This is a genomic window from Streptomyces sp. NBC_00466 (assembly GCF_041433995.1).
Classification (GTDB): Bacteria; Actinomycetota; Actinomycetes; order Streptomycetales; family Streptomycetaceae; genus Streptomyces.
In genome coordinates this window covers 1698826-1719054 of the sequence record NZ_CP107896.1, presented here as the reverse complement: position 1 = coordinate 1719054, position 20229 = coordinate 1698826, and the positions used below count along the sequence as shown (strand labels likewise).

Below are 20229 nucleotides of genomic sequence, written 5' to 3'. Positions count from 1 at the left end.
GCAACACAACGGCGCGGGGTGGAGCAGCTCGGTAGCTCGCTGGGCTCATAACCCAGAGGTCGCAGGTTCAAATCCTGTCCCCGCTACTGAAGTCGAAGGCCCGGATCTCGAAAGAGATCCGGGCCTTCTTCATGCGTGTCCGAGGCGGCTGCCCGGTTGCCCGTACGTGCGACTCCTGTGAAGAAGGCGTTGCCTACGGGAAGTTGGGACTCGTTCATGTTTCACTTACCGCGCTACGGGAAGTCGACAAAGCGCTGTAGTGACCTAGTCGACTGCGATATACCAGGTGTGCGCGAGTTGCACGTAGTGGGACGATGGTGCTTATGGGGGACAGGGCAACTCTGTTGGAGACAGGGCGGTTTGTGCAGAAGCACGCCGAAGACGGCCACGACGGCGTCGACGTGGAGGAAACGGCTGACGCCGAGACGGAGGCACGGCACCGGAGCGGTGCCGAGAGCGGTGAGACCGCGTCGATGAGCGTACTGGGTGCGCTGCTGCTGCGCCGAGGGGACCTCGACGGCGCGGAGCGCTGGCTGCGCGCCGCCACCGGGGAGGGGGACCGGGCCGCGGCCAACAACCTGGGCGTGCTGCTGCACCAGCGCGGCTACGCGGACGAGGCGGCCGGCTGGTGGCGCATCGCCGCTGTCGCGGGCTCCGCCGCAGCGGCCCACGCGCTGGGCAGGCACCACCGGGAACGCGGCGACGAGCCGGCCGCCGAGTACTGGCTGCGCCAGTCCGCCGAGTCGGGCCACGCGCTGGGGGCGTACGCCCTGGCGGACCTGCTGGAGCACCGCGGTGACATCGGCGCGGACCGCTGGCTGCGCGCCGCCGCCGAGCAGGGCCACCGGGAGGCCGCGTACCGGCTGGCGCGCGCGCTGGACCGGGCCGCCACGGGCAAGGCTCCGGCGGCCGAGGCCGAGCGCTGGTACCGGCAGGCCGCCGCGCGCGGTCACCGGCGCGCCGCGCTGCACCTCGGCGTGATCCTGGAGAAGCGCGGCGACCTCAAGGAGGCCGGCCGCTGGTATCTGACGTCCGCAAAGGACGGCGAGGCCCGCGCGGCCTGCGCGCTCGGCTTCCTGCTGCGCGACGCGGGCGACGAGGAGAGCGCCGCCGTCTGGTGGCTGCGCGCTGCCCAGGACGGCGACGGGAACGCCGCCAACGCGCTGGGTGCGCTGCACGCCGCCCGCGGCGAGAAGCAGACCGCTGAGCGCTGGTACCGGGCCGCCATGGACGCGGGCGACGTCAACGGCGCGTACAACCTGGCGCTGCTCTGCGCCGCGCAGGAGCGGACGGCGCAGGCCGAGCAGTGGTACCGCCGCGCCGCCTATGCCGGGCACCGTGAGGCGGCCAACGCGCTCGCCGTCCTGCTCCTGCAGAACGGCGACCCGGCCGGCGCCGAGCCGTGGTTCTCCAAGGCGGCCGAGGCGGGCAGCGTCGACGCCGCCTTCAACCTGGGCATCCTGCACGCGGGACGGGACGACGACCGCGGCGCCTTCGTCTGGTATGAGCGGGCGGCGGCCGCCGGGCACACCGAGGCCGCGCTCCAGGTCGGCATAGCGCTGCTCAGGGACGGCGAGGAGCACACCGCGGAGCGCCATCTGCGCTGCGCGGCGGGCGGCGGCAGTACCGAGGCGGCCTTCCGGCTCGGTGCGCTGCTCGACGCCAGGATGCCGCCGCCGGGCCCGCCTGTGCTCGGCGAGCCCGTCACCGAGAAGAGCGAGTGCGAGGAGTGGTACGAGCGCGCCGCCGAGCAGGGGCACCGCCGTGCCCAGGTCCGGGTCGGCATGCTCGCCGCCTCCCGCAACGACGTCGAGGCGGCGGCGGGCTGGTACCGCGAGGCCGCCGAGGCGGGCAGCCGCAACGGTGCCTTCAACCTCGGGCTGCTGCTGGCCCGCGAGGGCAACGAGCGTGAGGCCGGTCTCTGGTGGGCCAGGGCCGCCAACGCCGGGCACGGCCGGGCCGCCCTGCGCCTCGCGCTGCTCGCCATCCGCCGGGGTGAGCTGGGCGAGGGGCAGAAGTGGTGCAACCGCGCCGTGGAGCTCGGCCCCGCCGAGGTCGCCGAGCGTGCGGCGCGGCTCAGCGAGGCCCTGCGCCAGGAGCTCACCGCGTAACAGCACGGCCGGCCGTGCGCGTCCCACAGTGCGGCCGGGCGTGCGCGGCGGCCGGGCGTGCGCGTTCCGGCGGGGTGGTGCGCGACCGGTGCCGTCCTGCCCGTGGGAACGGATTTGCACTGGTCGTCCGTTCCCACGTAGAGTTACAAACACAACGGCGCGGGGTGGAGCAGCTCGGTAGCTCGCTGGGCTCATAACCCAGAGGTCGCAGGTTCAAATCCTGTCCCCGCTACTGAAGACCGAAGGCCCGGACTCGGAAGAGTCCGGGCCTTCGGCATGTTCGGGTGCCGGCCCCGTGTATGAGGACTCCCGTGTATCAGGACTTGTGGCCCACCGCCTCCGAGTACAGCGAGCGGTCCACCACCTTGTCCTCGGGCAGCGGGTCCCCCTGCTCGACCCCGGCGTCCCGGTACGTCTTCTGCAGCCGGTCCGTCGTCCCCTTGCGGATCTCCCAGTCCATCCGGAGCGACGGCGTCGAGGTCAGCACCGACTTGTCGGTCTTCAGCAGCTTGGCCAGCGAGGCCGTGAAGCCCTTGTCGGCCTTGTAGTCGCCGGCGAAATACGTGTTCACCGTCCGGATGTACGCCCGCAGGAAGGCGACGCCCGCGTCCGGGTCCTTGGCCAGCAGGTTCGGGCCGAAGAGCAGCCCGCCGAGCGGTTCGCCCTGCGGCTGGCCGCCCAGGAAGGTGTACTTGGGGTTCCCGTCGACCTTCCGCCAGACGGGGTCGAGCAGCCAGGCCGAGTCGACTCCGCCGTTCTGCAGCGCTGTCAGGACGTCCGCCGAGCCGAGCTGCTGGAAGCTGATCGAGTTCAGTCCGCCCCCGTGCTTCTGGAGGGCCTTCTCCATCGCGTAGGTGACGACCGACCCCTTGCCGATCATCGTGCCCATCCTGCTGCCCTTCATGGTCACCGACGAAGGGGTCTCACCGCTCTTGAGCCGGGCCCACAGGCCGCTCTTGGACGCCGGGTCGGGGGTGAAGTTCCCGGCGACCCACTTGATGTCGAACCCGCCTCTGATGCCGTTCATCACGGCTGCCTCGGGCGCCGCCCACTGCGCGTCGATATCGCCCTTGGCGAGGAGCGGGAGCCCGTCCGGTGTCGGCAGCACCTTCAGCTGGACGTCCAGTCCCTCCTTCTTGAACTCGCCCTTCTCCACGGCCACTTCGAGCGGTGCGACGTACTCCGCTGCCAGCGTGCCGGTCGCCACGACCAGCTTGCGCTGCTTCGCCAGCGGCCGGGGGGCGGGCGCACCCTTCACGCAGCGGGCCGGTGCCCGGCCGGGGGCGAGATCGGCCGGGTCGGTCCACCCCTTGGCGCAGCCCGCGACGGCTCTCACCGGGCGGGGCTTCGCTGCGGGTGCCGAGCCGCTGTCGTCGTGTTTCGCACACCCGGCGGCGGCGAGCAGGGAACCGGCGGCGAGCAGGGTCGTGCAGAGCGTGCTGATACGCATGGAGCCTCCGTACGTACGGACATGGGGGCTGCGGGGGGTCCCGTCGGTGGACGGACCGGTGTTGAGGACTGGCTCAGGACTGGCTGCGGCCGCGGTCGCGCGGGGCCCATGGAGTGAGCAGCCGTCCGGCGATCCGCACCAGCTCGGAGAAGAGCACCCCGAGGACGGCCACACAGACGATCCCGACGAACATCACGTCGTTCTGGAAGAGCGCGCGGGAGTCGAAGATCAGATGCCCGAGGCCGTTGGACGCCGCGATCTGCTCCGACGCGACGATGACGAGCACCGCCACCCCCGCCGCGATCCGGGCCCCGACGAGCACCGCGGGCAGCGAGGCGGGCAGCAGGACGTGCCGGAACATCTGCCACGGTGACGCGCCGAATACCTGCCCGGCATCGCGATGGCCTGCGGGGACGGCGAGCACCGCGGCCATCGTGGAGATCCAGACGAAGAAGAAGACCGTAGCGGCGACCAGCGCGATCTGCGGGCCCTCGCCGAGTCCGAACATGTTGAGGAAGACCGGCAGCAGGGCGAGCTTCGGGACCACGTAGAGCGCGTCGAGCAGTGGTTCCAGGGCCGCCCGTACGAGCGCGAGCGACCCCATCAGCAGGCCGAGGACGTATCCCGACACGGTGCCGATCGCATAGCCGCCGAGCACCCGCTTGAGGGTGGCCCACACATCCGGCCAGAGTGCGCCCTGAGCGGCGCGGTCCCAGCCGTCGGAGAGGATGGTGGAGGGCGCCGGGTAGACCCGGTCGTCGATCCAGGACCGGTCGGCCGCCAGCTGCCAGAGCAGGACCAGGACGACGGGTACGGCGACGGCGAGTGCCAGTTCCAGAGTGCGGCGCCTGCGGTGCGTGCGTACGGGGTGCAGCTCCTGCGGGCCCGGCCGTCTGACCAGCAGCCCGTCCTTCGGTGCCTTGACCGCGGTGCTCATGCGGGGACCGCCTCTCCGCGTACCTCGCCGCGCAGCAGCTCCCACAGCTCGGACTTCAGCTCGGTGAACTCGGGGGCCGACCGCATGTCGCCGGTCCGGGGCCGGGGGAACGGCGGCCGGCGCTCGGCGATGATCCGGCCGGGGCGCGCCGACATCACCAGGACGCGGTCGCCCAGGACGATCGCCTCTTCGAGGCTGTGGGTGATGAAGAGGGCCGTGGTGCGGGTGGTCTGGGTGAGTTCGAGCAGTTCGTCCTGGAGGATGGTGCGCAGCTGTGCGTCCAGGGCCGCGAACGGCTCGTCCATCAGCAGGATCTCGGGCTCCACGGCGAGGGCGCGGGCGATGGCGACGCGCTGGCGCATACCGCCGGAGAGGGCTGCGGGGTAGGCGTCGGCGAAGTCGGCGAGGCCGATGCGCGCCAGCCAGTCGCGGGCGCGGCGGTCGGCATCCTTGCGCGGGACGCGCTGGATGTCGAGGCCGAACCGGACGTTGGCCAGGACGTTCTTCCAGTCGTAGATGCCGTAGTCCTGGAAGATCATCGCGGCCGGGCGGGCGGACGAGGTACGGATGGCCAGCTCGCCGGTGCTGGGCCGCAGCAGCCCGGCCGCGATCCGCAGCAGGGTGGACTTGCCGCAGCCCGAAGGGCCGACGATGCAGGTGAACTCGCCGGGGGCGATGTCCAGATCCACCGGCCCGAGTGCGTTCAGGGCGGTGCGGCCGCGGCCGAAGGTGCGAGTGAGGGACTGGACGTGGAGTTTGGCGGATTGGCCGGGCGCCGGTTCGGGGGTGAGCGGGGCGTGCGGGCTGTGCGGGGCGAGCGGCGTGAGTGGGGTCGGGTGCGGGTCTCCCACGGGGTGTCTCCTTACGGAAGGGGACGGGTGATCGCCGCAGGATATGACGGGTAGTCAGATACTGGAAGAGGTGTGCACACGACCGAGCCCCGGGGTGCTCACCCCGGGGCTCGGCTGGATGTACGGGTCAGGCTGCCGCGCAGGCCGGGCAGATGCCCCGGTATGTCACCTCTACGTCGGAGATCGTGAAGCCGAAGCGCTCCGCGTCCGGGAGGTCCCGCAGGGGGTTGCCCGCGGGGTGCACGTCGCGGATGGAGCCGCACTGGGCGCAGACCAGGTGCTGGTGCGGCCGGTGCGCGTTCGGGTCGTAACGCTTGGCCCGGCGGTCCGTGGAGACCTCGATCACCTCGCCGAGGACGACCATCTCGCCCAGGGTGTTGTAGACCGTCGCCCGGGAGATCTCCGGCAGTCTCGACGCGGCGCGCGCGTGCACCTCGTCGGCGGTCAGATGAACGTGGTCCCCGTCGAGGACCTCGGCCACGACGCGGCGCTGGGCGGTCATCCGCCAGCCGCGCTCGCGCAGGCGTTCCAACAGGTCACTCATAAGGCCCAGCCTAACAGGAGAGGGGTCGAGTCCCGAACGGATGTGACTTTGGACTGTCACTTGACTTGGACAAAGTCCATCTTAGGATGGGGAAGGCACAGGCCAAGGGACAGGACCCAGCAGGTATGACGCAGGAGGCGCTCGTGACACCGCACGCGACACAGGGACCACTCACCACGGAGACCGGGGCTCCGGTGGGCGACAACCAGAACAGTGAGACCGCGGGCGCCGGCGGTCCCGTTCTGGTGCAGGACCAGCTGCTCCTCGAAAAGCTCGCGCACTTCAACCGTGAGCGCATCCCGGAGCGCATCGTGCACGCCCGCGGCGCCGGCGCGTACGGCACCTTCACGCTGACCCGTGACGTCTCGCAGTGGACGCGCGCGAAGTTCCTCTCCGAGGTCGGCAAGCAGACCGAGACCTTCCTGCGCTTCTCGACCGTGGCGGGCAACCTCGGCTCGGCGGACGCGGTGCGTGACCCCCGCGGCTTCGCGCTGAAGTTCTACACGGAGGAGGGGAACTACGACCTGGTCGGCAACAACACGCCCGTCTTCTTCATCAAGGACGCCATCAAGTTCCCCGACTTCATCCACACCCAGAAGCGCGACCCGTACACCGGTTCGCAGGAGGCCGACAACGTCTGGGACTTCTGGGGTCTCAGCCCCGAGTCGACCCACCAGGTGACGTGGCTCTTCGGCGACCGCGGCATCCCGGCGTCGTTCCGCCACATGAACGGGTACGGCTCGCACACGTACCAGTGGAACAACGCGGCCGGTGAGGCCTTCTGGGTCAAGTACCACTTCAAGACCGACCAGGGGATCAAGAACCTGGGCGCCGAGGAGGCCGCGCGCCTCGCGGGTGCGGACCCGGACAGCCACCAGCGCGACCTGCGTGAGTCCATCGAGCGCGGTGAGTTCCCGTCCTGGACCGTGCAGATCCAGGTGATGCCGGCAGCCGACGCGGCCAACTACCGCTTCAACCCGTTCGACCTGACCAAGGTCTGGCCGCACGAGGACTATCCGCCGGTCGAGATCGGGAAGCTGGAGCTCAACCGCAACCCGGAGAACATCTTCGCCGAGGTCGAGCAGTCCACCTTCTCGCCGGCCAACTTCGTTCCGGGCATCGGTCCTTCGCCGGACAAGATGCTCCAGGGCCGTCTCTTCGCGTACGGCGACGCGCACCGCTACCGCGTCGGCATCAACGCCGACCACCTGCCGGTGAACCGCCCGCACGCCGCCGAGGCGAACACCAACTACCGGGACGGCGTGCTGTACGACGGCCGTCACAAGGGCGCCAAGAACTACGAGCCGAACAGCTTCGGCGGACCCTTCCAGACGGACCAGCCGCTCTGGAAGTCCACCCAGGTCAGCGGTGCCACGGGCAACCACCCCGCGCCCAGCCACGCGGAGGACGACGACTTCGTCCAGCCCGGCAACCTGTACCGCCAGATGACAGAGGACGAGAAGGGCAGGCTCATCGAGAACCTGGCCGGCTTCATCTCGCAGGTCTCGCGCGACGACATCGCCGAGCGCGCGGTGAACAACTTCCGCCGGGCCGACGGTGACTTCGGCAAGCGGCTGGAGGCGGCGGTCCAGGCCCTGCGCGCCTGAACTGCGGCGGCCGGCCGGTGCCCCGGCTGAGCAGCGAGCCCGATGAGGGCCGGATCCCCGTGGGGGTCCGGCCCTTCTGGCTGTGCGGGGCGGGATCGGGCGGTGCGGGGTGGGTCAGGAGGAGACCAGCGCCGCCGCTTCGCGCCTGTCCGGCGTCCAGCAGCGGATGATGTCGCGCACCGACACGATGCCGACCGGGCCGACGCCGTCGAGCACGATCAGATGGCGGAAGCCGCCGTTCGACATCGCCTCGGCCGCTTCCTCCAGCGTCCAGGAGGGTGCGGCGAAGACGACGTCCGTGGTGGTGTGGGCGCCCGCGGTCTCCCGGTCGGGGTCCAGGCCGCCGCCGACGGCGTTGAGGATGTCGCGCTCGGTCAGAATGCCGACTCCGCAGGTGTCGGGGTCGAAGACGACAGCCGCGCCGATACGGCGTGCGGACATCAGAGCGGCGGACTGTCGGAGCGTGTGCGCGGGGCCGATGGTGAGGACCACCGTGCTCATGGCGTCGCGGACGAACATGGCGAGTGCCACCTCCTGGGGAATCCAGCATGCGCGTGAATTCACAAGTTCACAAGTGGGGGGACTCTCAGAGTCGCATCAGCTCATGAACCCGGCAAGGGTCCGGGAGGGTGAAGTCCTGGGCGGTTGTTCGGCGTTCAGTACCGCTGGTTGAGATAGCCCAGCAGATCCTGGTGGAGCAGCCCGTTCGACGCGGCCGCGTTGCCGCCCTCGACCCCGCGCACCCCGTCCAGGCTGGTGAACTCGCCGCCGGCCTCCTGGACGACGATGGCGGTGGCCGCCATGTCCCAGAGCGACAGCTCCGGCTCGGCGCAGATGTCCACCGAGCCCTCGGCGACCATCATGTACGGCCAGAAGTCCCCGTACCCCCGGGTCCGCCAGCAGTCCCGGGTCAGGTCGAGGAAGCCGTCGAGGCGCCCCTGCGCCTCCCAGCCGCTCAGCGATGCGTACGCGAACGAGGCGTCCGAGACCTTGGAGACCTTGGAGACGTGCAGCCGGGTGGCCGAGGTCAGGCTGCGTCCGGTGTACGCGCCGCCGCCCTTCGCCGCCCACCAGCGGCGGCCCAGCGCGGGCGCGGAGACCACGCCGACCACCGGTTCGTGGCCTTCGTCGCCCGCCACGGCCAGGGAGATCAGCGTGGCCCAGACCGGGACCCCGCGTACGTAGTTCTTGGTGCCGTCGATCGGGTCGATGATCCAGCGGCGGGGGCCCGTGCCCGACAGGCCGTACTCCTCACCGAGGATCGCGTCGCGGGGCCTGGCACGCTGGAGCTGTCCGCGGATCAGCTCCTCGGCGCCCTTGTCGGCCTCTGTCACGGGGGTCATGTCCGGCTTCGTCTCGACCTTCAGGTCGAGGGCCTTGAACCGGTCCATGGTCGCCGCGTCGGCGGCGTCCGCGAGGACATGGGCGAGGCGCAGATCATCGTGGTAGTCGGGCATGGCGTCACAGTATCCACCGGGCCCCCGATCGAGCCACAGGGCCCTGCCGGCCGCGCTGCCGCGCGAGGTATTGACACTCCAGTGGCCCGCGTCAACTCTGAGCGCAGTGCCGTACCGCTCTGAGTGCGGAGCCGTACCGCCCCCGGAGGCGACGATGCCCGCAGCGCGCGAATCCCTGCTCGACTCCGCCCTCGCGGCCCTCACCGACCGCGACTGGTCCGTTGTGCGCATGGTGGATGTGGCGTCGGCGGCGGGGGTCTCCCGGCAGACCCTCTACAACGAGTTCGGTTCCAAGGACGGCCTGTTCCGCGCCCTGGTGCGGCGCGAGGCCGACCGGTACCTCGCGGGCGTGGACCGTGCGCTGGCCGGACCGGCCGCGGAGCGCGAGCGGATGGTGGCTGTCGCCGAGTGGACGGTCGCCGCAGCCCGCTCGCACCCGCTGGTGCGGGCGCTGCTGACCGGCTGCTGGTCCGGGCGGCTGCCCGCGCCCGGCCCCTCGCCCCACCGGGCCGGGCGCCCCGCCGCGCCGTATGCCCCCGCGCAGCGCCGTGCGGACTCGGGGCCGCCCGCCCCCGGCGAGCTGATCGCGGCGGTGCGGCACCGGGCGGCCCTGGTGCTGGCGGCCGGGCATCTCGACGAGGAGGCGGCCGACCTCGTGTACCGCTGCGAGGTGGCCGTACGCCTCGCGCTCTCGCACATCGTCGCACCGGGTGATCTGACCCTCGGCCACCTGGTGCGCGACGCGGTGGTGCGCGCGGCGTGAGCGGCGCGACTACTTCTTGAGCCAGCCGACCTTGGTGTAGTCGAGGTCCGCGAGGCCGGAGGCGCCGTAGTTGGCCAGGCCCTTGCGGACGGCGTCGATCTGCGGGCGCTGGTACAGCTCGATGGAGTGGCCGAGCTTCCAGATCTCCGCGTCGGCCTCGTTGTAGAGCTTGACGGCCTGGGCGTGGTCGGTGGCCTCACCGGCCTGCTTCATCAGCGAGTCGATCTTCGGGGAGCCGACCGAGCCGAAGTTCTGGAAGAGGTTCTTGCCCTTCGGCTGCTGGAAGACCGGGTAGATCCTGCTCGTGTAGACCTCGTCGACGTTGCGGAAGCTGGCGAGGTCGAAGTTGCCGGTGTTCACGAACTTGGTGAAGTAGTCGTTGGCCGGGACCTTCTTGATGTTGACCTGGACGCCCACCGCGGCGTACATCTGCTGCACCAGTTCGGCCTGGTCCGTCTGCGACGAACTGCCGCCCGCGCTCAGTACGTAGTCGAGGGTGAGCTTCTTGCCGTCCTTGGTGCGCGGCTTGCCCTCGCCCGCGCTCTTCCAGCCCGCCTCGTCCAGCAGCTTCTTCGCCTTCTCGGGGTCGTACTTGTCGAACTCGCTGCTGTTGTCCTGGTAGCCCTGCTGGTTGGGCATGTAGAAGTGGTTGTTCAGCGGCTTGAGTTCGAAGGCGAGGTCCTTCGCGAAGCTGGCGTTGATGCCCTTGCGGTCGGTGGCCGCCTGGAGGGCGTTGCGCACCTTCACGTCCTTGAGCGGGCCGCGTCCGCCGTTCAGCGTGATGTGCACCTCGTCCCAGCGCGCTCCCCGCCGGATGTCGGTGTCCGGGTCCTTGGCCAGCCGCTTGTAGTCCTCGGGCAGCAGCGCGGGGGCCTCGTCCACCTCCTTGTTGAGGTAGGCCTCCGTGTTCGCGCTGAGGTCGAGAACCCGGTAGACGATCGAGGCGAGCCTGGGCTTGTTCCCCCACCACTTGGGGTCCGGGACCAGGGTGACGGTCTGTCCGGTCTTGTCGTACGAGCCGACCTTGAACGCGGCGCCGGTGACCGGGGCCTTCTGCGTCCAGCCCGTGTTGAACTTCTGCGGGGTGTCGATGTACGCGGCCGGATACAGCGGGTCGAAGAGGCGCTGCCAGTCGGCGTACGGCGTGGCGAAGGTGATCTTCACGCCATGGGCGTCGGCGCCCTGCTCGACCTTGGATATCTGGCTGTATCCCGTGGTGTCCGCGGCCTCGTACGCCTTGTCGGTGCCGTTCAGCGCCTTCCACTGGGCATGGAAGTCCTTCCAGCTCAGCGGCTTTCCGTCGGACCACTTCGCCTTCGGGTTCAGCTGGTAGGTCACCACCTGGGGGCTGGTGGACGTGACCTTCGCCGAGACCACGAAGTTCGGGTTGGGGTGGCCGACCCCCTTGGCGTCCAGGTCGAACAGGTCGGGCAGGATCGCCGCGGCGAGGTCCGCGCCGTCACCCTGCTGGCCGTCGACCTGGTTGACGTTGTACTGCGCGATCCACTGGTCGATCCCGAACCGCAGCGACCCGCCCTGCTTCAGGTCGCTCACCGGATGCGCGTTGATGCTCTGGCCGTCGACCTGCGGAGCGGCCTGCTTCTTGGCCGAGTCGCCTCCGTCGTCGGAAGAACTGCAGCCCGCCACCGCCAGGGTGGCCGACAGTGCTGCGGCGATGGCGACAACGCTGGTTCTGCGCATCGGTGTTCTTCCTCCGGTTCAAGGTGACCTGATCGAGGCCACAGGCTTCCGAGACGGTAAGGCGATCCTGTTGTGCAAGGGGAGACCAACGGTGATGCTGTTATGCATTCTTTGCATGCGCGCAACAAATTATGGTCAAGCTGGATCAACAAGCCGACGAAAAGCACCCGATACATAGCACCGGGCGATCGGAAACCGATCAACACCGGACAAAGGTACCCATGGGGCCTGCCGCGGCCGTGATCCCACGACGATCTCCAGCGCCCGAACCCAGCGGAGGACCAACACCCGTGGCCGCCTTCCTGGCCAAGCGACTCGGCTACTACGCCGTCCTGTTGCTTGTCGCCATCTGTCTGTCGTACCTGCTGGCATCGCTCGCGCTCGATCCGCGCGCGTACTACGAGGGGCGTCAGCCGCCCCTCTCGCCCAGCGCCGTCGACCACCACCTCACCGTGCTCGGCGTGAACGACCACATGCCGCTCCTCACCCGCTTCACCAGCTGGGCCGGACACGCCCTGCGCGGTGATCTCGGGCAGACCATCGACGGGACCTCCGTGGACGCGGAGTTCGGCCGCCGGATCGGGGTCAGCCTGCGGCTGCTGCTCCTGGGCAGCATTCTCGGCACGGTCATCGGCGTCCTGGCCGGGGCCTGGACCGCCGTACGCCAGTACCGGCTCTCCGACCGCGTGGTCACCCTGATCTCCTTCGTACTGCTCTCCACACCGGTGTTCCTGCTCGCGGTACTGCTGAAGATCGGCGCGATCTGGTTCAACCAGAAGACCGGCACCGACGTCATCGAGTTCACCGGCGAGAAGACCCCCGGTCTGGACTCCGGTTTCCTGGCCGTACTGAAGGACCGGTCGGTGCACCTGCTGCTGCCGACCGTCTCCATCGCGCTCGGCACCATCGCCAGTTACAGCCGCTACCAGCGCTCCACGATGCTCGACGTCCTCGGCTCGGACTATCTGCGCACCGCCCGCGCCAAGGGCCTCAGCCGGCGCACGGCCCTGCTCAAACACGGGCTGCGGACCGCGCTGATCCCCATGTCGACGTACTTCAGCTTCGGGTTCCTGGCGCTGTTCACCGGTGCCACCTTCACCGAGACGATCTTCGGCTGGCACGGCATGGGCGAGTGGTTCGTCTCCTCCATCGGCAAGAACGACGTCAACTCGGTCGTCGCCGTCAATGTGTTCGCCGCCGTGCTGGTGCTGCTCTCCGGCTTCCTCGCGGACGTCCTGCACGCCGCACTCGACCCGCGCATCCGGAACGCCTGAGGAGTACGGACACCATGACCGCTGTCATAGAGACCGCCGCCGCCGACGCGGCAGGCCAGGGTGCGGAGCCGATACGTCCCGCCGGGCGTGCCGGTGTGGTGCTGCGCCGTTTCGTACACAACCCGGGTGCGCTCGCCGGAGGTGTCGTCCTGCTGCTGCTCTTCGTGCTGGCCTTCGCGGGCCCGCTGGTCAGCCGCTGGGACTACAGCCACATCGACTACACCGCACTGCGGCAGGGCCCGAGTGCCCGGCACTGGTGGGGCACCAACCGCATCGGGCAGGACGTCTTCGCGCAGACCATCCGGGGGCTCCAGAAGTCCCTGCTGATCGGCCTGCTGGTGGCGCTGTTCTCCACCGTCCTGGCCTCGCTGACCGGTGCCTGCGCCGGGTACTTCGGCGGCTGGACCGACCGGATCCTGATGTTCTTCGTCGATCTGCTGCTGATCTTCCCGTCCTTCCTGATCATCGCGATCATCTCGCCGCGGCTGCAGGACGGCGGCTGGTTCGCCTTCGTCGGGCTGCTCGCCGTCTTCGGCTGGATGATCACCGCACGGGTGGTCAGATCGATGACGCTGTCGCTGAAGGAGCGTGAATTCGTGCGCGCCGCGCAGTACATGGGCGTCGGGCCGTTCCGGATCATCTGGCGCCATGTGGTGCCCAACATCGCCTCCTTCCTCATCATCGACGCGACCGTCGCGGTGGGCGGCGCGGTGATGAGCGAGACCGCGCTGTCGTACTTCGGGTTCGGCGTCCAGTCGCCCGACGTCTCGCTGGGCACGCTCATCGCCTCCACGACGGGGGCGGCCGTGACCTACCCCTGGATGTTCTTCTTCGCAGCGGGGCTTCTGATCATTTTCGTACTCGCGGTGAACCTGGTGGGCGACGGGCTGCGCGACGCGCTGGACCCGACCTCGCGCCGGCGCCGCAGCCGCAAGGGGGCAAAGCGATGACCTCGGAATCCCGTACCCCGGTATCCGACACTGCTGTACGTGACACATCGGCACCCGGTACCCCGGTACTCGAAGTGAGCGGCCTGGAGGTCGACTTCGACGGCACTCCCGCCGTACGCGGTGTGAGCTTCTCGCTCCAACGTGGCGAAGTGCTGGGCCTGGTGGGGGAGTCGGGGTCGGGGAAGTCCGCGACCGCCCTCGCCGTACTCGGACTGCTGCCCGGGAACGCGGCCGTACGCGGATCGGTCAGGCTCGACGGCACGGAGCTGGTCGGCGCGTCCGATCGCGCGCTGTCCGCGGTGCGCGGCAGCCGGATCGGCATGGTTTTCCAGGACCCGCTCTCCGCCTTCACCCCCGTCTACCGGATCGGCGACCAGATCGCCGAGGCGGTCCGCGCCCACCAGGACGTTCCGCGTGAGGCGGCCAGGGCGCGCGCCGTCGAACTGCTCGACCTCGTCGGCATCCCGGAGCCCGCGCTCAGGGCGCGGTCGTATCCGCACGAGTTCTCCGGCGGGATGCGCCAGCGCGCCATGATCGCGATGGCGATGGCGAACGACCCCGACGTGATCCTCGCCGACGAGCCGACCACGGCACTCGACGTCACCATCCAGGCGCAGGTGCTCGATGTGCTGCGCACCGCGCAGCGCGAGACCGGCGCCGCGCTGGTGCTGGTCAGCCATGACCTCGGGGTGATCGCGGGCGCGGCGGACCGGGTGGCGGTGATGTACGCGGGGCGGATCGTGGAGAGCGCGCCGGCCGAAGAGCTCTTCGAGCGGCCCCGGATGCCGTACACGCTGGGCCTGATCGGCGCGGTGCCCCGGCTGGACACCGCAGGTGAGGTGCTGGTGCCGATCCCCGGTTCACCGCCCACGGCCGGGAGCACAGGCCCCGGCTGTCCGTTCGCGCCGCGCTGCCCGCTGGCCGGGGAGCCCTGTCTGACGGAGGAGCCCGCCCTGCGGACCGTGGACGGGCACGCGGTCGCGTGCGTACGGGCCGACGAGATCGCGGCGAAGCGGCTGCGCCCGCTCGATGTGTTCCCGGTCCCGGACATCCCGCCGGCGGGCGAGGCGGCGGCTTTGGAGACCACCGGTACCGAGCCCGCCACCGTGCTGAGCGTGCGCGGGCTCGTCAAGACGTTCCCCGTGCTGAAGGGGAGCGCCTTCAAACGGCGGGTCGGCACCGTGCACGCCGTGGACGGGGTCGATCTGCGGATCAGCCGCGGCGAGACCCTGGCGCTCGTCGGGGAGTCCGGTTCCGGCAAGTCCACCACGCTCTTCGAGCTGCTCAACCTGGTCCGCCCCGAGGGCGGCGAGATCGAGCTCTTCGGGCAGTCGCTCGACGGGCTCGGCGCATCCGCCCGCCGGGCGCTGCGCGGGCAGGTGCAGATCGTCTTCCAGGACCCGATGGCCAGCCTCGACCCCCGTATGACGGTCGGCGACATCGTCGCCGAGCCGCTGCGCGCCCAGGGCACGGACCGCAGGACGGCGGCCGGGCACGTCCCCGGACTGCTCGGACAGGTCGGCCTCGACCCGGCGCACGCAGCTCGCTTCCCGCACGAGTTCTCCGGCGGCCAGCGGCAGCGCATCGGTATCGCCCGCGCCCTGTCCGTCGGGCCGAAGCTGCTGGTCCTGGACGAACCGGTCTCCGCGCTCGACGTGTCCGTACAGGCGGGCGTCCTCAACCTGCTGCGACGGCTCAAGTCCGAGCTGGGTCTCGCCTATCTCTTCGTCTCGCACGACCTGTCGGTGGTGCGGCACATCGCGGACCGGGTGAGCGTTGTCTACCTCGGGCGCACCGTCGAGTCCGGGACGGTCGACGAGGTCTTCGAGCGGCCCCGACACCCGTACACCCAGGCGCTGCTCTCCGCCGTGCCGCTGCCCGACCCGGTGCGCGAACGCGAGCGGCAGCGCACCAGGATCCTGCTGCCCGGTGACCCGCCCAGCCCCACCCACCGCTACGAGGGCTGCCGCTTCCGGGCCCGCTGCCCGGTCTTCGCGGGGCTCGGCGCGGACGAGCGGGCGCGTTGCGAGAACGAGGTGCCGGCCGACCAGGAGCACGCGGCCGACCATGTGGCGGCCTGTCACTTCCCGGCGGTGCGCGAGGTGGTGTGAGCCGGCCGGACAGGTCTCAGTGCGCCGACCCGGAGATCTGAAGCCCGATCACGCCCACGATCACGAAGGCGATCGAGACGAGCTTCAGGGTCGAGACGATGTCGCCGAGGAAGACCATCCCGTAGATGGCGGTGCCCGCCGCGCCGATGCCGGTCCACACGGCGTAGGCGGGCCCGACGTCCAGCTTCCGCAGCGAGAGCGTCAGCAGCCCGAAGCTGCCCAGCGCGAAGGCGGCGAAGGCGACCGTCGGCCAGAGCCGGGTGAATCCGTGCGAGAGCTTGAGACACACGGCGAAGCCGGTCTCCAGCAGTCCCGCGACCACGACCAGCAGCCACGCCATTCAGTGCCTCCCCTTGGGGCCTGTCGTCCGGATCATGCCCCGCTCGGCCTCATATGCAGCGATTATGCATTCAGCCAGGTCGGCCGGGCGGCAAACCCGGTGGATCAGTCGCCCTCGCGCCGCTCCCGGGTCGCCAGCAGTCTGCGCAGCGAGTCCAGCCGCGCCGGGTCGGCGTGCCCCCCGGCCACCCAGGCGTCCAGGGCGCACTCCGGCTCGTCGTGGCTGCAGCCGCGCGGGCACTCCTCCGTACCCGGCACCAGATCGGGGAACGCGAGGATGACCCGCGACGGGTCCACGTGGTGCAGCCCGAAGGAGCGCACCCCAGGGGTGTCGACGACCCAGCCGCGATCGTCCGGCAGCGGGAGGGCCAGGGCCGAGGTCGTGGTGTGCCGGCCGCGGCCGGTGACCGCGTTGACATGGCCGGTGCTTCGCCGCCTGTCCTCCGGTACCAGCGCGTTGACCAGGGTCGTCTTGCCGACGCCCGAGTGCCCGACGAACGCGGTGACCTTGTCGTTCAGGAAGTCCCTGACCCGGTCGGCCGCCGTCCCCTTCGCCAGCTCGTCGCGGCTGGTCACGACGTACGGGATGTCGAGCGCCCCGTAGGAGGCCAGCAGTTCGTCCGGCGAGGCCAGATCGGACTTGGTGAGGACGAGCAGCGGCGAGAGCCCGCCGTCGTACGCGGCCACCAGGCAGCGGTCGATCATGCGGGGGCGCGGTTCGGGGTGGGCCAGGGCGGTGACGATCGCCAGCTGGTCGGCGTTGGCGACGACGACCCGCTCGAACGGATCGTCGTCGTCGGCCGTGCGGCGCAGCACCGACGTCCGCGGCTGGATGCGCACGATGCGCGCCAGGGTGTCCTTGGCGCCGGAGAGATCCCCGACGATCATGACCTGGTCGCCCACCACGGCGGCCTTGCGGCCCAGCTCACGGGCCTTCATCGCGGTCACCGCGCGCCCCTCGACCAGACAGGTGAGCCGGCCGCGGTCGACCGTGAGGACCATGCCCTCGGCGGCTTCCTCGTGCTTGGGGCGGATGTTCGTACGGGGGCGGTTGCCCTTGGGGTTGGGGCGGACGCGGATGTCGTCCTCGTCGGGGTTCTTGCCGTATCGGCGCATCGCGTCAGGCCTTGAGCATTTCGGTCCACATCTCAGTGAAGTCGGGGAGTGTTTTGGCGGTTGTCGCCACATTCTCGATCTTTACGCCGTCGACGGCGAGCCCGATGACCGCGCCGGCCGTGGCCATGCGGTGGTCGTCGTACGTGTGGAAGACGCCGCCGTGCAGCGGGCGCGGGCGGATCCGGAGCCCGTCGGCGGTCTCGCTGACATCGCCGCCGAGCCCGTTGATCTCCGCGGTCAGCGCGGCCAGCCGGTCGGTCTCGTGCAGCCGCAGATGGGCCACGCCGCGCAGCGTGGACGGCGAGTCGGCGAGGGCCGCGACGGCCGCGATGCCCGGGGTGAGCTCGCCGACCTCGCTCAGATCCACGTCGATGCCGTGGATCCGGCCGGAGCCGGTGAACACCAGGCCGCCCTCGGTCAGTTCGCAGCCGCCTCCCATCGCGGTGAAGATCTCCCGCAGCGCGTCCCCCGGCTGCGTGGTGCGCGCGGGCCAGTCGGGGACGGTGACCCGGCCGCCGGTGACCAGGGCGGCCGCCAGGAACGGCTGGGCGTTGGAGAGGTCGGGCTCGACGGTCAGGTCCCGGCCGAGCAGGGCGCTCGGGGAGACCCGCCAGACATTCGGCTCGCCGCCCGTCTCCGGCTCGTCCACCTGGGCGCCGACCCCGCGCAGCATGTCCACGGTCATCCGGATGTGCGGCAGCGAGGGCAGCGTGGCACCGGTGTGCCGGACCTCGACGCCCTGGTTGAAGCGCGGCGCCGAGAGCAGCAGCGCCGAGATGAACTGGGACGAGGACGACGCGTCGATCTCGACACGGCCGCCGTCCAGCGCCCCGCCGCCGTGCACCGTCAGCGGGAGCGCCCCGCGCCCGTCGTCGTCGATGCGGGTACCCAGCGCGCGCAGCGCGTCGACGACGCCGTGCAGCGGGCGTTCGTACGACCGGGGGTCGCCGTCGAAGCGGACGGGGCCGTCGGCGAGCGCGGCGACCGGCGGCAGGAAGCGCATGACCGTACCGGCGTTGCCGACGTCGATGGTGGCCGGGCCGTGCAGCCCCGCCGGGATCACCCGCCAGGCCTCGCCCGTACCGCCCGTCGCGTCCACAGCGGCCGAGCTGGACGACACGGTCTCCTCGATACGGACGCCGAGCGCCCGCAGGGCGTCGGCCATCAGGAGCGTGTCGCGGGAGCGCAGCGGGCGGCGCAGCCAGCCCGGTTCGGCGGCCAGGGCCGCCAGCACGAGTCCGCGGTTGGTGACCGACTTCGATCCGGGCACGGTCACCGTCGCGTCGACGGCTCCGGACGCGTACGGGGCGGGCCAGTGAGCGGTGTGCACGGAACTTTCGGTCATGCCCTCACTTTACTGATGGCCGGACGGCCGGGGAGCCGCCCGCCTCACAGGCCCAGCAGCCAGCGCCCGCCGCCGATGAGCGAGCAGAGCGAGACGAGGTGGAAGACCAGCAGCCACACCGTCGGCGGGAGATGGGTGAGCCGGCCGAGCTGGTCGGCGTCCGAATCGCCCGCATGGCCGCGCACCCGCTTGCGCTGGAGCTCGAAGGCCGGGCGCACCCCGCCGATGAGCAGGAACCAGACGGCCGTGTACGCGAACGCCGCCTGCACTTCGGCGCTGGTCAGCCAGGAGATCAGGACGAACGCGGCGCCCGTGACGATCACGGTGAGCGCCCCGTACGCGTTGCGGATCATCACCAGCATCGCGAGAAGGAGGACGCAGGCGGCCCAGAGGAAGAGCGTGATGTGGTCCGCGGCGAGCAGCCAGGCACCGCCGAGCCCCAGCAGCGGCGGCGCCGTGTATCCGGCGCCCGCGGTGAGGATCATGCCGAGGCCGGACGGCTTGCCGCGGCTGACGGTGAGGCCACTGGTGTCGGAGTGCAGCCGGATGCCGTCCAGACGGCGCCCGGTGACCAGGGCGATCAGCCCGTGCCCGCCCTCGTGGGCGATGGTCACGGCGTTGCGGGTGAGCCGCCATATGCGGTGCGGGAGGACCGCGAGCAGTGCGACGACGCCGGTGACGATCACCAGCCACTGGTCGGGGTCGGACTGAGCGGCGAAGACGCGGTCCATGGTGGGGAGGGGCTCCTCGGGAGATGGGGGGCGTGGCAGTCTGGCACATATGTGCGGACGGTTTGCAGCGAGTCGTGGACCTGAGGATCTCGCAGAGGTCTTCGGGGTGGAGAAGGGGGACCCCGCTGAGACGGTGGCCCCGGACTGGAACGTGGCACCGACGAAGACGGTCCAGGCGGTACTGGAGCGTCCCTTGAAAGACGCGGCATCGCGCCGTCCGGTTCGCCAGCTCCGGAATCTCAAGTGGGGACTGGTCCCGTCGTGGGCGAAATCGCCCGAGGGCGCCGCCCGGATGATCAACGCACGGGCCGAGACGGTCCAGGAGAAGCCGTCGTTCCGCCGGGCCTTCACCGCGCGCCGCTGCATCGTCCCCGCCGATGGCTATTACGAGTGGATGACCGAGCCGGACGAGCGGCAGCTCGAGGTCGAGGGCAAGAAGAAGCGGGCACGCAAGCAGCCCTACTTCGTGACGCCCGCCGACGGTTCGGTGATGGCCTTCGCCGGTCTGTACGAGTTCTGGCGGGATCCGGCGCTGCCCGGCGACGACCCGCAGGCATGGTGGGCGACCTGCACGATCCTCACCACCGAGGCGGAGACCACCCCGCTCGCGCTTGCCGGGACGGGACAAGGGCAGGGACAACAAGGACAGGGACAGGTACAAGTGCAGGGACAGGCGGCGGGGGACGAGGGCGCGGCCCCGCGGTCGCTGGCCGCGATACACCCCCGGATGCCGCTCGTACTGCCCCCGGACCGCTGGGACGACTGGCTGGATCCCGCACACACGGACCCGGCCGGGCTGACCCCGCTGCTCGATCCGCCGCCCGCCGGACTCGTACGGGCGTACCCGGTGTCGACGGCGGTCAGCAATGTTCGCAACAACGGCCCGGAGCTGCTGACCGCACTGGAGGGCCCCGAGGAGGGCACACTCTTCTGATGTGACTC

At 70.6% G+C, this 20229-nt stretch carries 18 protein-coding genes and 2 tRNA genes; 9 read left to right on the top strand and 11 right to left on the bottom strand.

Annotated features, from left to right (window positions below):
• Positions 1–12: 12 nt before the first annotated feature.
• The 3 genes from OG210_RS07550 (at position 13) to OG210_RS07540 (ending at position 2343) form a co-directional block, all read left to right on the top strand.
• Positions 13–86: transfer RNA gene (locus OG210_RS07550), tRNA-Met, on the top strand.
• Between the two features lie 228 nt (positions 87–314).
• Positions 315–2111: a tetratricopeptide repeat protein gene (locus OG210_RS07545; protein ID WP_328331229.1), complete on the top strand. Its 1797-nt coding sequence runs from the start codon at positions 315–317 to the stop codon at positions 2109–2111.
• Positions 2112–2269: 158 nt separating this feature from the next.
• A tRNA-Met gene (locus OG210_RS07540) sits at positions 2270–2343 on the top strand.
• An 84-nt stretch (positions 2344–2427) separates the two neighbouring features.
• Here OG210_RS07540 and OG210_RS07535 read toward each other — a convergent pair.
• The 4 genes from OG210_RS07535 to OG210_RS07520 form a co-directional block, all read right to left on the bottom strand.
• Positions 2428–3561 carry an ABC transporter substrate-binding protein gene (locus OG210_RS07535; RefSeq protein ID WP_328331231.1) on the bottom strand — a complete coding sequence of 378 codons (1134 nt, stop codon included), beginning with the start codon at positions 3559–3561 and terminating at the stop codon, positions 2428–2430.
• Between the two features lie 73 nt (positions 3562–3634).
• A complete protein-coding gene (locus OG210_RS07530; RefSeq protein WP_328331233.1) occupies positions 3635–4498 on the bottom strand; it encodes an ABC transporter permease in 864 nt (287 codons plus the stop codon).
• Positions 4495–5349 (bottom strand): ABC transporter ATP-binding protein, encoded by an 855-nt coding sequence (locus OG210_RS07525; protein WP_371535402.1) that lies wholly within the window; start codon positions 5347–5349, stop codon positions 4495–4497. Before OG210_RS07525 ends, OG210_RS07530 begins: the two co-directional genes overlap by 4 nt.
• Before the next feature lie 127 nt (positions 5350–5476).
• Positions 5477–5893, bottom strand: coding sequence for a Fur family transcriptional regulator (locus OG210_RS07520; RefSeq protein WP_328331235.1), 417 nt, complete (start codon positions 5891–5893; stop codon positions 5477–5479).
• 125 nt (positions 5894–6018) lie between these two features.
• Here OG210_RS07520 and OG210_RS07515 point away from each other — a divergent pair, with 125 nt between their 5' ends.
• Positions 6019–7500, top strand: coding sequence for a catalase (locus tag OG210_RS07515; protein WP_328331237.1), 1482 nt, complete (start codon positions 6019–6021; stop codon positions 7498–7500).
• 114 nt (positions 7501–7614) lie between these two features.
• Here OG210_RS07515 and OG210_RS07510 read toward each other — a convergent pair whose 3' ends face one another.
• Positions 7615–8019, bottom strand: coding sequence for a CBS domain-containing protein (locus OG210_RS07510; RefSeq protein WP_328331239.1), 405 nt, complete (start codon positions 8017–8019; stop codon positions 7615–7617).
• A 137-nt stretch (positions 8020–8156) separates the two neighbouring features.
• Positions 8157–8957 (bottom strand): histidinol-phosphatase, encoded by an 801-nt coding sequence (hisN, locus tag OG210_RS07505; protein ID WP_328331241.1) that lies wholly within the window; start codon positions 8955–8957, stop codon positions 8157–8159.
• 154 nt (positions 8958–9111) lie between these two features.
• Here hisN and OG210_RS07500 point away from each other — a divergent pair, with 154 nt between their 5' ends.
• Positions 9112–9720 (top strand): helix-turn-helix domain-containing protein, encoded by a 609-nt coding sequence (locus OG210_RS07500; RefSeq protein WP_328331243.1) that lies wholly within the window; start codon positions 9112–9114, stop codon positions 9718–9720.
• 9 nt (positions 9721–9729) lie between these two features.
• On the opposite strand, the gene OG210_RS07495 is transcribed toward OG210_RS07500, so the two are convergent.
• On the bottom strand, positions 9730–11421 hold the full coding sequence (locus OG210_RS07495; protein ID WP_328331245.1) for an ABC transporter family substrate-binding protein: 1692 nt from the start codon (positions 11419–11421) through the stop codon (positions 9730–9732).
• A gap of 290 nt (positions 11422–11711) precedes the next feature.
• Here OG210_RS07495 and OG210_RS07490 point away from each other — a divergent pair, with 290 nt between their 5' ends.
• Genes OG210_RS07490 through OG210_RS07480 form a run of 3 tightly spaced genes read left to right on the top strand, consistent with a single transcriptional unit; the run spans position 11712 to position 15756 of the window.
• Positions 11712–12695: an ABC transporter permease gene (locus OG210_RS07490; RefSeq protein ID WP_328331247.1), complete on the top strand. Its 984-nt coding sequence runs from the start codon at positions 11712–11714 to the stop codon at positions 12693–12695.
• Between the two features lie 14 nt (positions 12696–12709).
• Positions 12710–13645, top strand: a complete 936-nt coding sequence (locus OG210_RS07485; protein ID WP_328331249.1) for an ABC transporter permease — start codon at positions 12710–12712, stop codon at positions 13643–13645.
• Positions 13642–15756, top strand: coding sequence for an ABC transporter ATP-binding protein (locus tag OG210_RS07480; RefSeq protein ID WP_328331251.1), 2115 nt, complete (start codon positions 13642–13644; stop codon positions 15754–15756). Before OG210_RS07485 ends, OG210_RS07480 begins: the two co-directional genes overlap by 4 nt.
• A gap of 16 nt (positions 15757–15772) precedes the next feature.
• Here OG210_RS07480 and OG210_RS07475 read toward each other — a convergent pair whose 3' ends face one another.
• The 4 genes from OG210_RS07475 to OG210_RS07460 form a co-directional block, all read right to left on the bottom strand.
• Positions 15773–16096: a multidrug efflux SMR transporter gene (locus OG210_RS07475; RefSeq protein ID WP_266853266.1), complete on the bottom strand. Its 324-nt coding sequence runs from the start codon at positions 16094–16096 to the stop codon at positions 15773–15775.
• A 104-nt stretch (positions 16097–16200) separates the two neighbouring features.
• Entirely contained in the window at positions 16201–17211 is a 1011-nt protein-coding gene (rsgA, locus tag OG210_RS07470; RefSeq protein WP_371535394.1) for a ribosome small subunit-dependent GTPase A, read from the bottom strand.
• Positions 17212–17215: 4 nt separating this feature from the next.
• Positions 17216–18556, bottom strand: a complete 1341-nt coding sequence (aroA, locus tag OG210_RS07465; protein ID WP_328331256.1) for a 3-phosphoshikimate 1-carboxyvinyltransferase — start codon at positions 18554–18556, stop codon at positions 17216–17218.
• A 44-nt stretch (positions 18557–18600) separates the two neighbouring features.
• A complete protein-coding gene (locus tag OG210_RS07460) occupies positions 18601–19287 on the bottom strand; it encodes a M50 family metallopeptidase (RefSeq protein ID WP_328331259.1) in 687 nt (228 codons plus the stop codon).
• A gap of 49 nt (positions 19288–19336) precedes the next feature.
• Here OG210_RS07460 and OG210_RS07455 point away from each other — a divergent pair, with 49 nt between their 5' ends.
• Positions 19337–20221 carry an SOS response-associated peptidase gene (locus OG210_RS07455; protein ID WP_328331261.1) on the top strand — a complete coding sequence of 295 codons (885 nt, stop codon included), beginning with the start codon at positions 19337–19339 and terminating at the stop codon, positions 20219–20221.
• Positions 20222–20229: the final 8 nt, after the last annotated feature.

Bases quoted from the DNA above. Each gene is read 5' to 3' on its own strand.
- OG210_RS07545 (WP_328331229.1), top strand. From the start codon at position 315: ATGGTGCTTATGGGGGACAGGGCAACTCTGTTGGAGACAGGGCGGTTT.
- OG210_RS07535 (WP_328331231.1), bottom strand. From the start codon at position 3,561: ATGCGTATCAGCACGCTCTGCACGACCCTGCTCGCCGCCGGTTCCCTG.
- OG210_RS07530 (WP_328331233.1), bottom strand. From the start codon at position 4,498: ATGAGCACCGCGGTCAAGGCACCGAAGGACGGGCTGCTGGTCAGACGG.
- OG210_RS07520 (WP_328331235.1), bottom strand. From the start codon at position 5,893: ATGAGTGACCTGTTGGAACGCCTGCGCGAGCGCGGCTGGCGGATGACC.
- OG210_RS07515 (WP_328331237.1), top strand. From the start codon at position 6,019: ATGACGCAGGAGGCGCTCGTGACACCGCACGCGACACAGGGACCACTC.
- OG210_RS07510 (WP_328331239.1), bottom strand. From the start codon at position 8,019: ATGTTCGTCCGCGACGCCATGAGCACGGTGGTCCTCACCATCGGCCCC.
- hisN (WP_328331241.1), bottom strand. From the start codon at position 8,957: ATGCCCGACTACCACGATGATCTGCGCCTCGCCCATGTCCTCGCGGAC.
- OG210_RS07500 (WP_328331243.1), top strand. From the start codon at position 9,112: ATGCCCGCAGCGCGCGAATCCCTGCTCGACTCCGCCCTCGCGGCCCTC.
- OG210_RS07495 (WP_328331245.1), bottom strand. From the start codon at position 11,421: ATGCGCAGAACCAGCGTTGTCGCCATCGCCGCAGCACTGTCGGCCACC.
- OG210_RS07485 (WP_328331249.1), top strand. From the start codon at position 12,710: ATGACCGCTGTCATAGAGACCGCCGCCGCCGACGCGGCAGGCCAGGGT.
- OG210_RS07480 (WP_328331251.1), top strand. From the start codon at position 13,642: ATGACCTCGGAATCCCGTACCCCGGTATCCGACACTGCTGTACGTGAC.
- OG210_RS07475 (WP_266853266.1), bottom strand. From the start codon at position 16,096: ATGGCGTGGCTGCTGGTCGTGGTCGCGGGACTGCTGGAGACCGGCTTC.
- rsgA (WP_371535394.1), bottom strand. From the start codon at position 17,211: ATGCGCCGATACGGCAAGAACCCCGACGAGGACGACATCCGCGTCCGC.
- aroA (WP_328331256.1), bottom strand. From the start codon at position 18,556: ATGACCGAAAGTTCCGTGCACACCGCTCACTGGCCCGCCCCGTACGCG.
- OG210_RS07460 (WP_328331259.1), bottom strand. From the start codon at position 19,287: ATGGACCGCGTCTTCGCCGCTCAGTCCGACCCCGACCAGTGGCTGGTG.
- OG210_RS07455 (WP_328331261.1), top strand. From the start codon at position 19,337: ATGTGCGGACGGTTTGCAGCGAGTCGTGGACCTGAGGATCTCGCAGAG.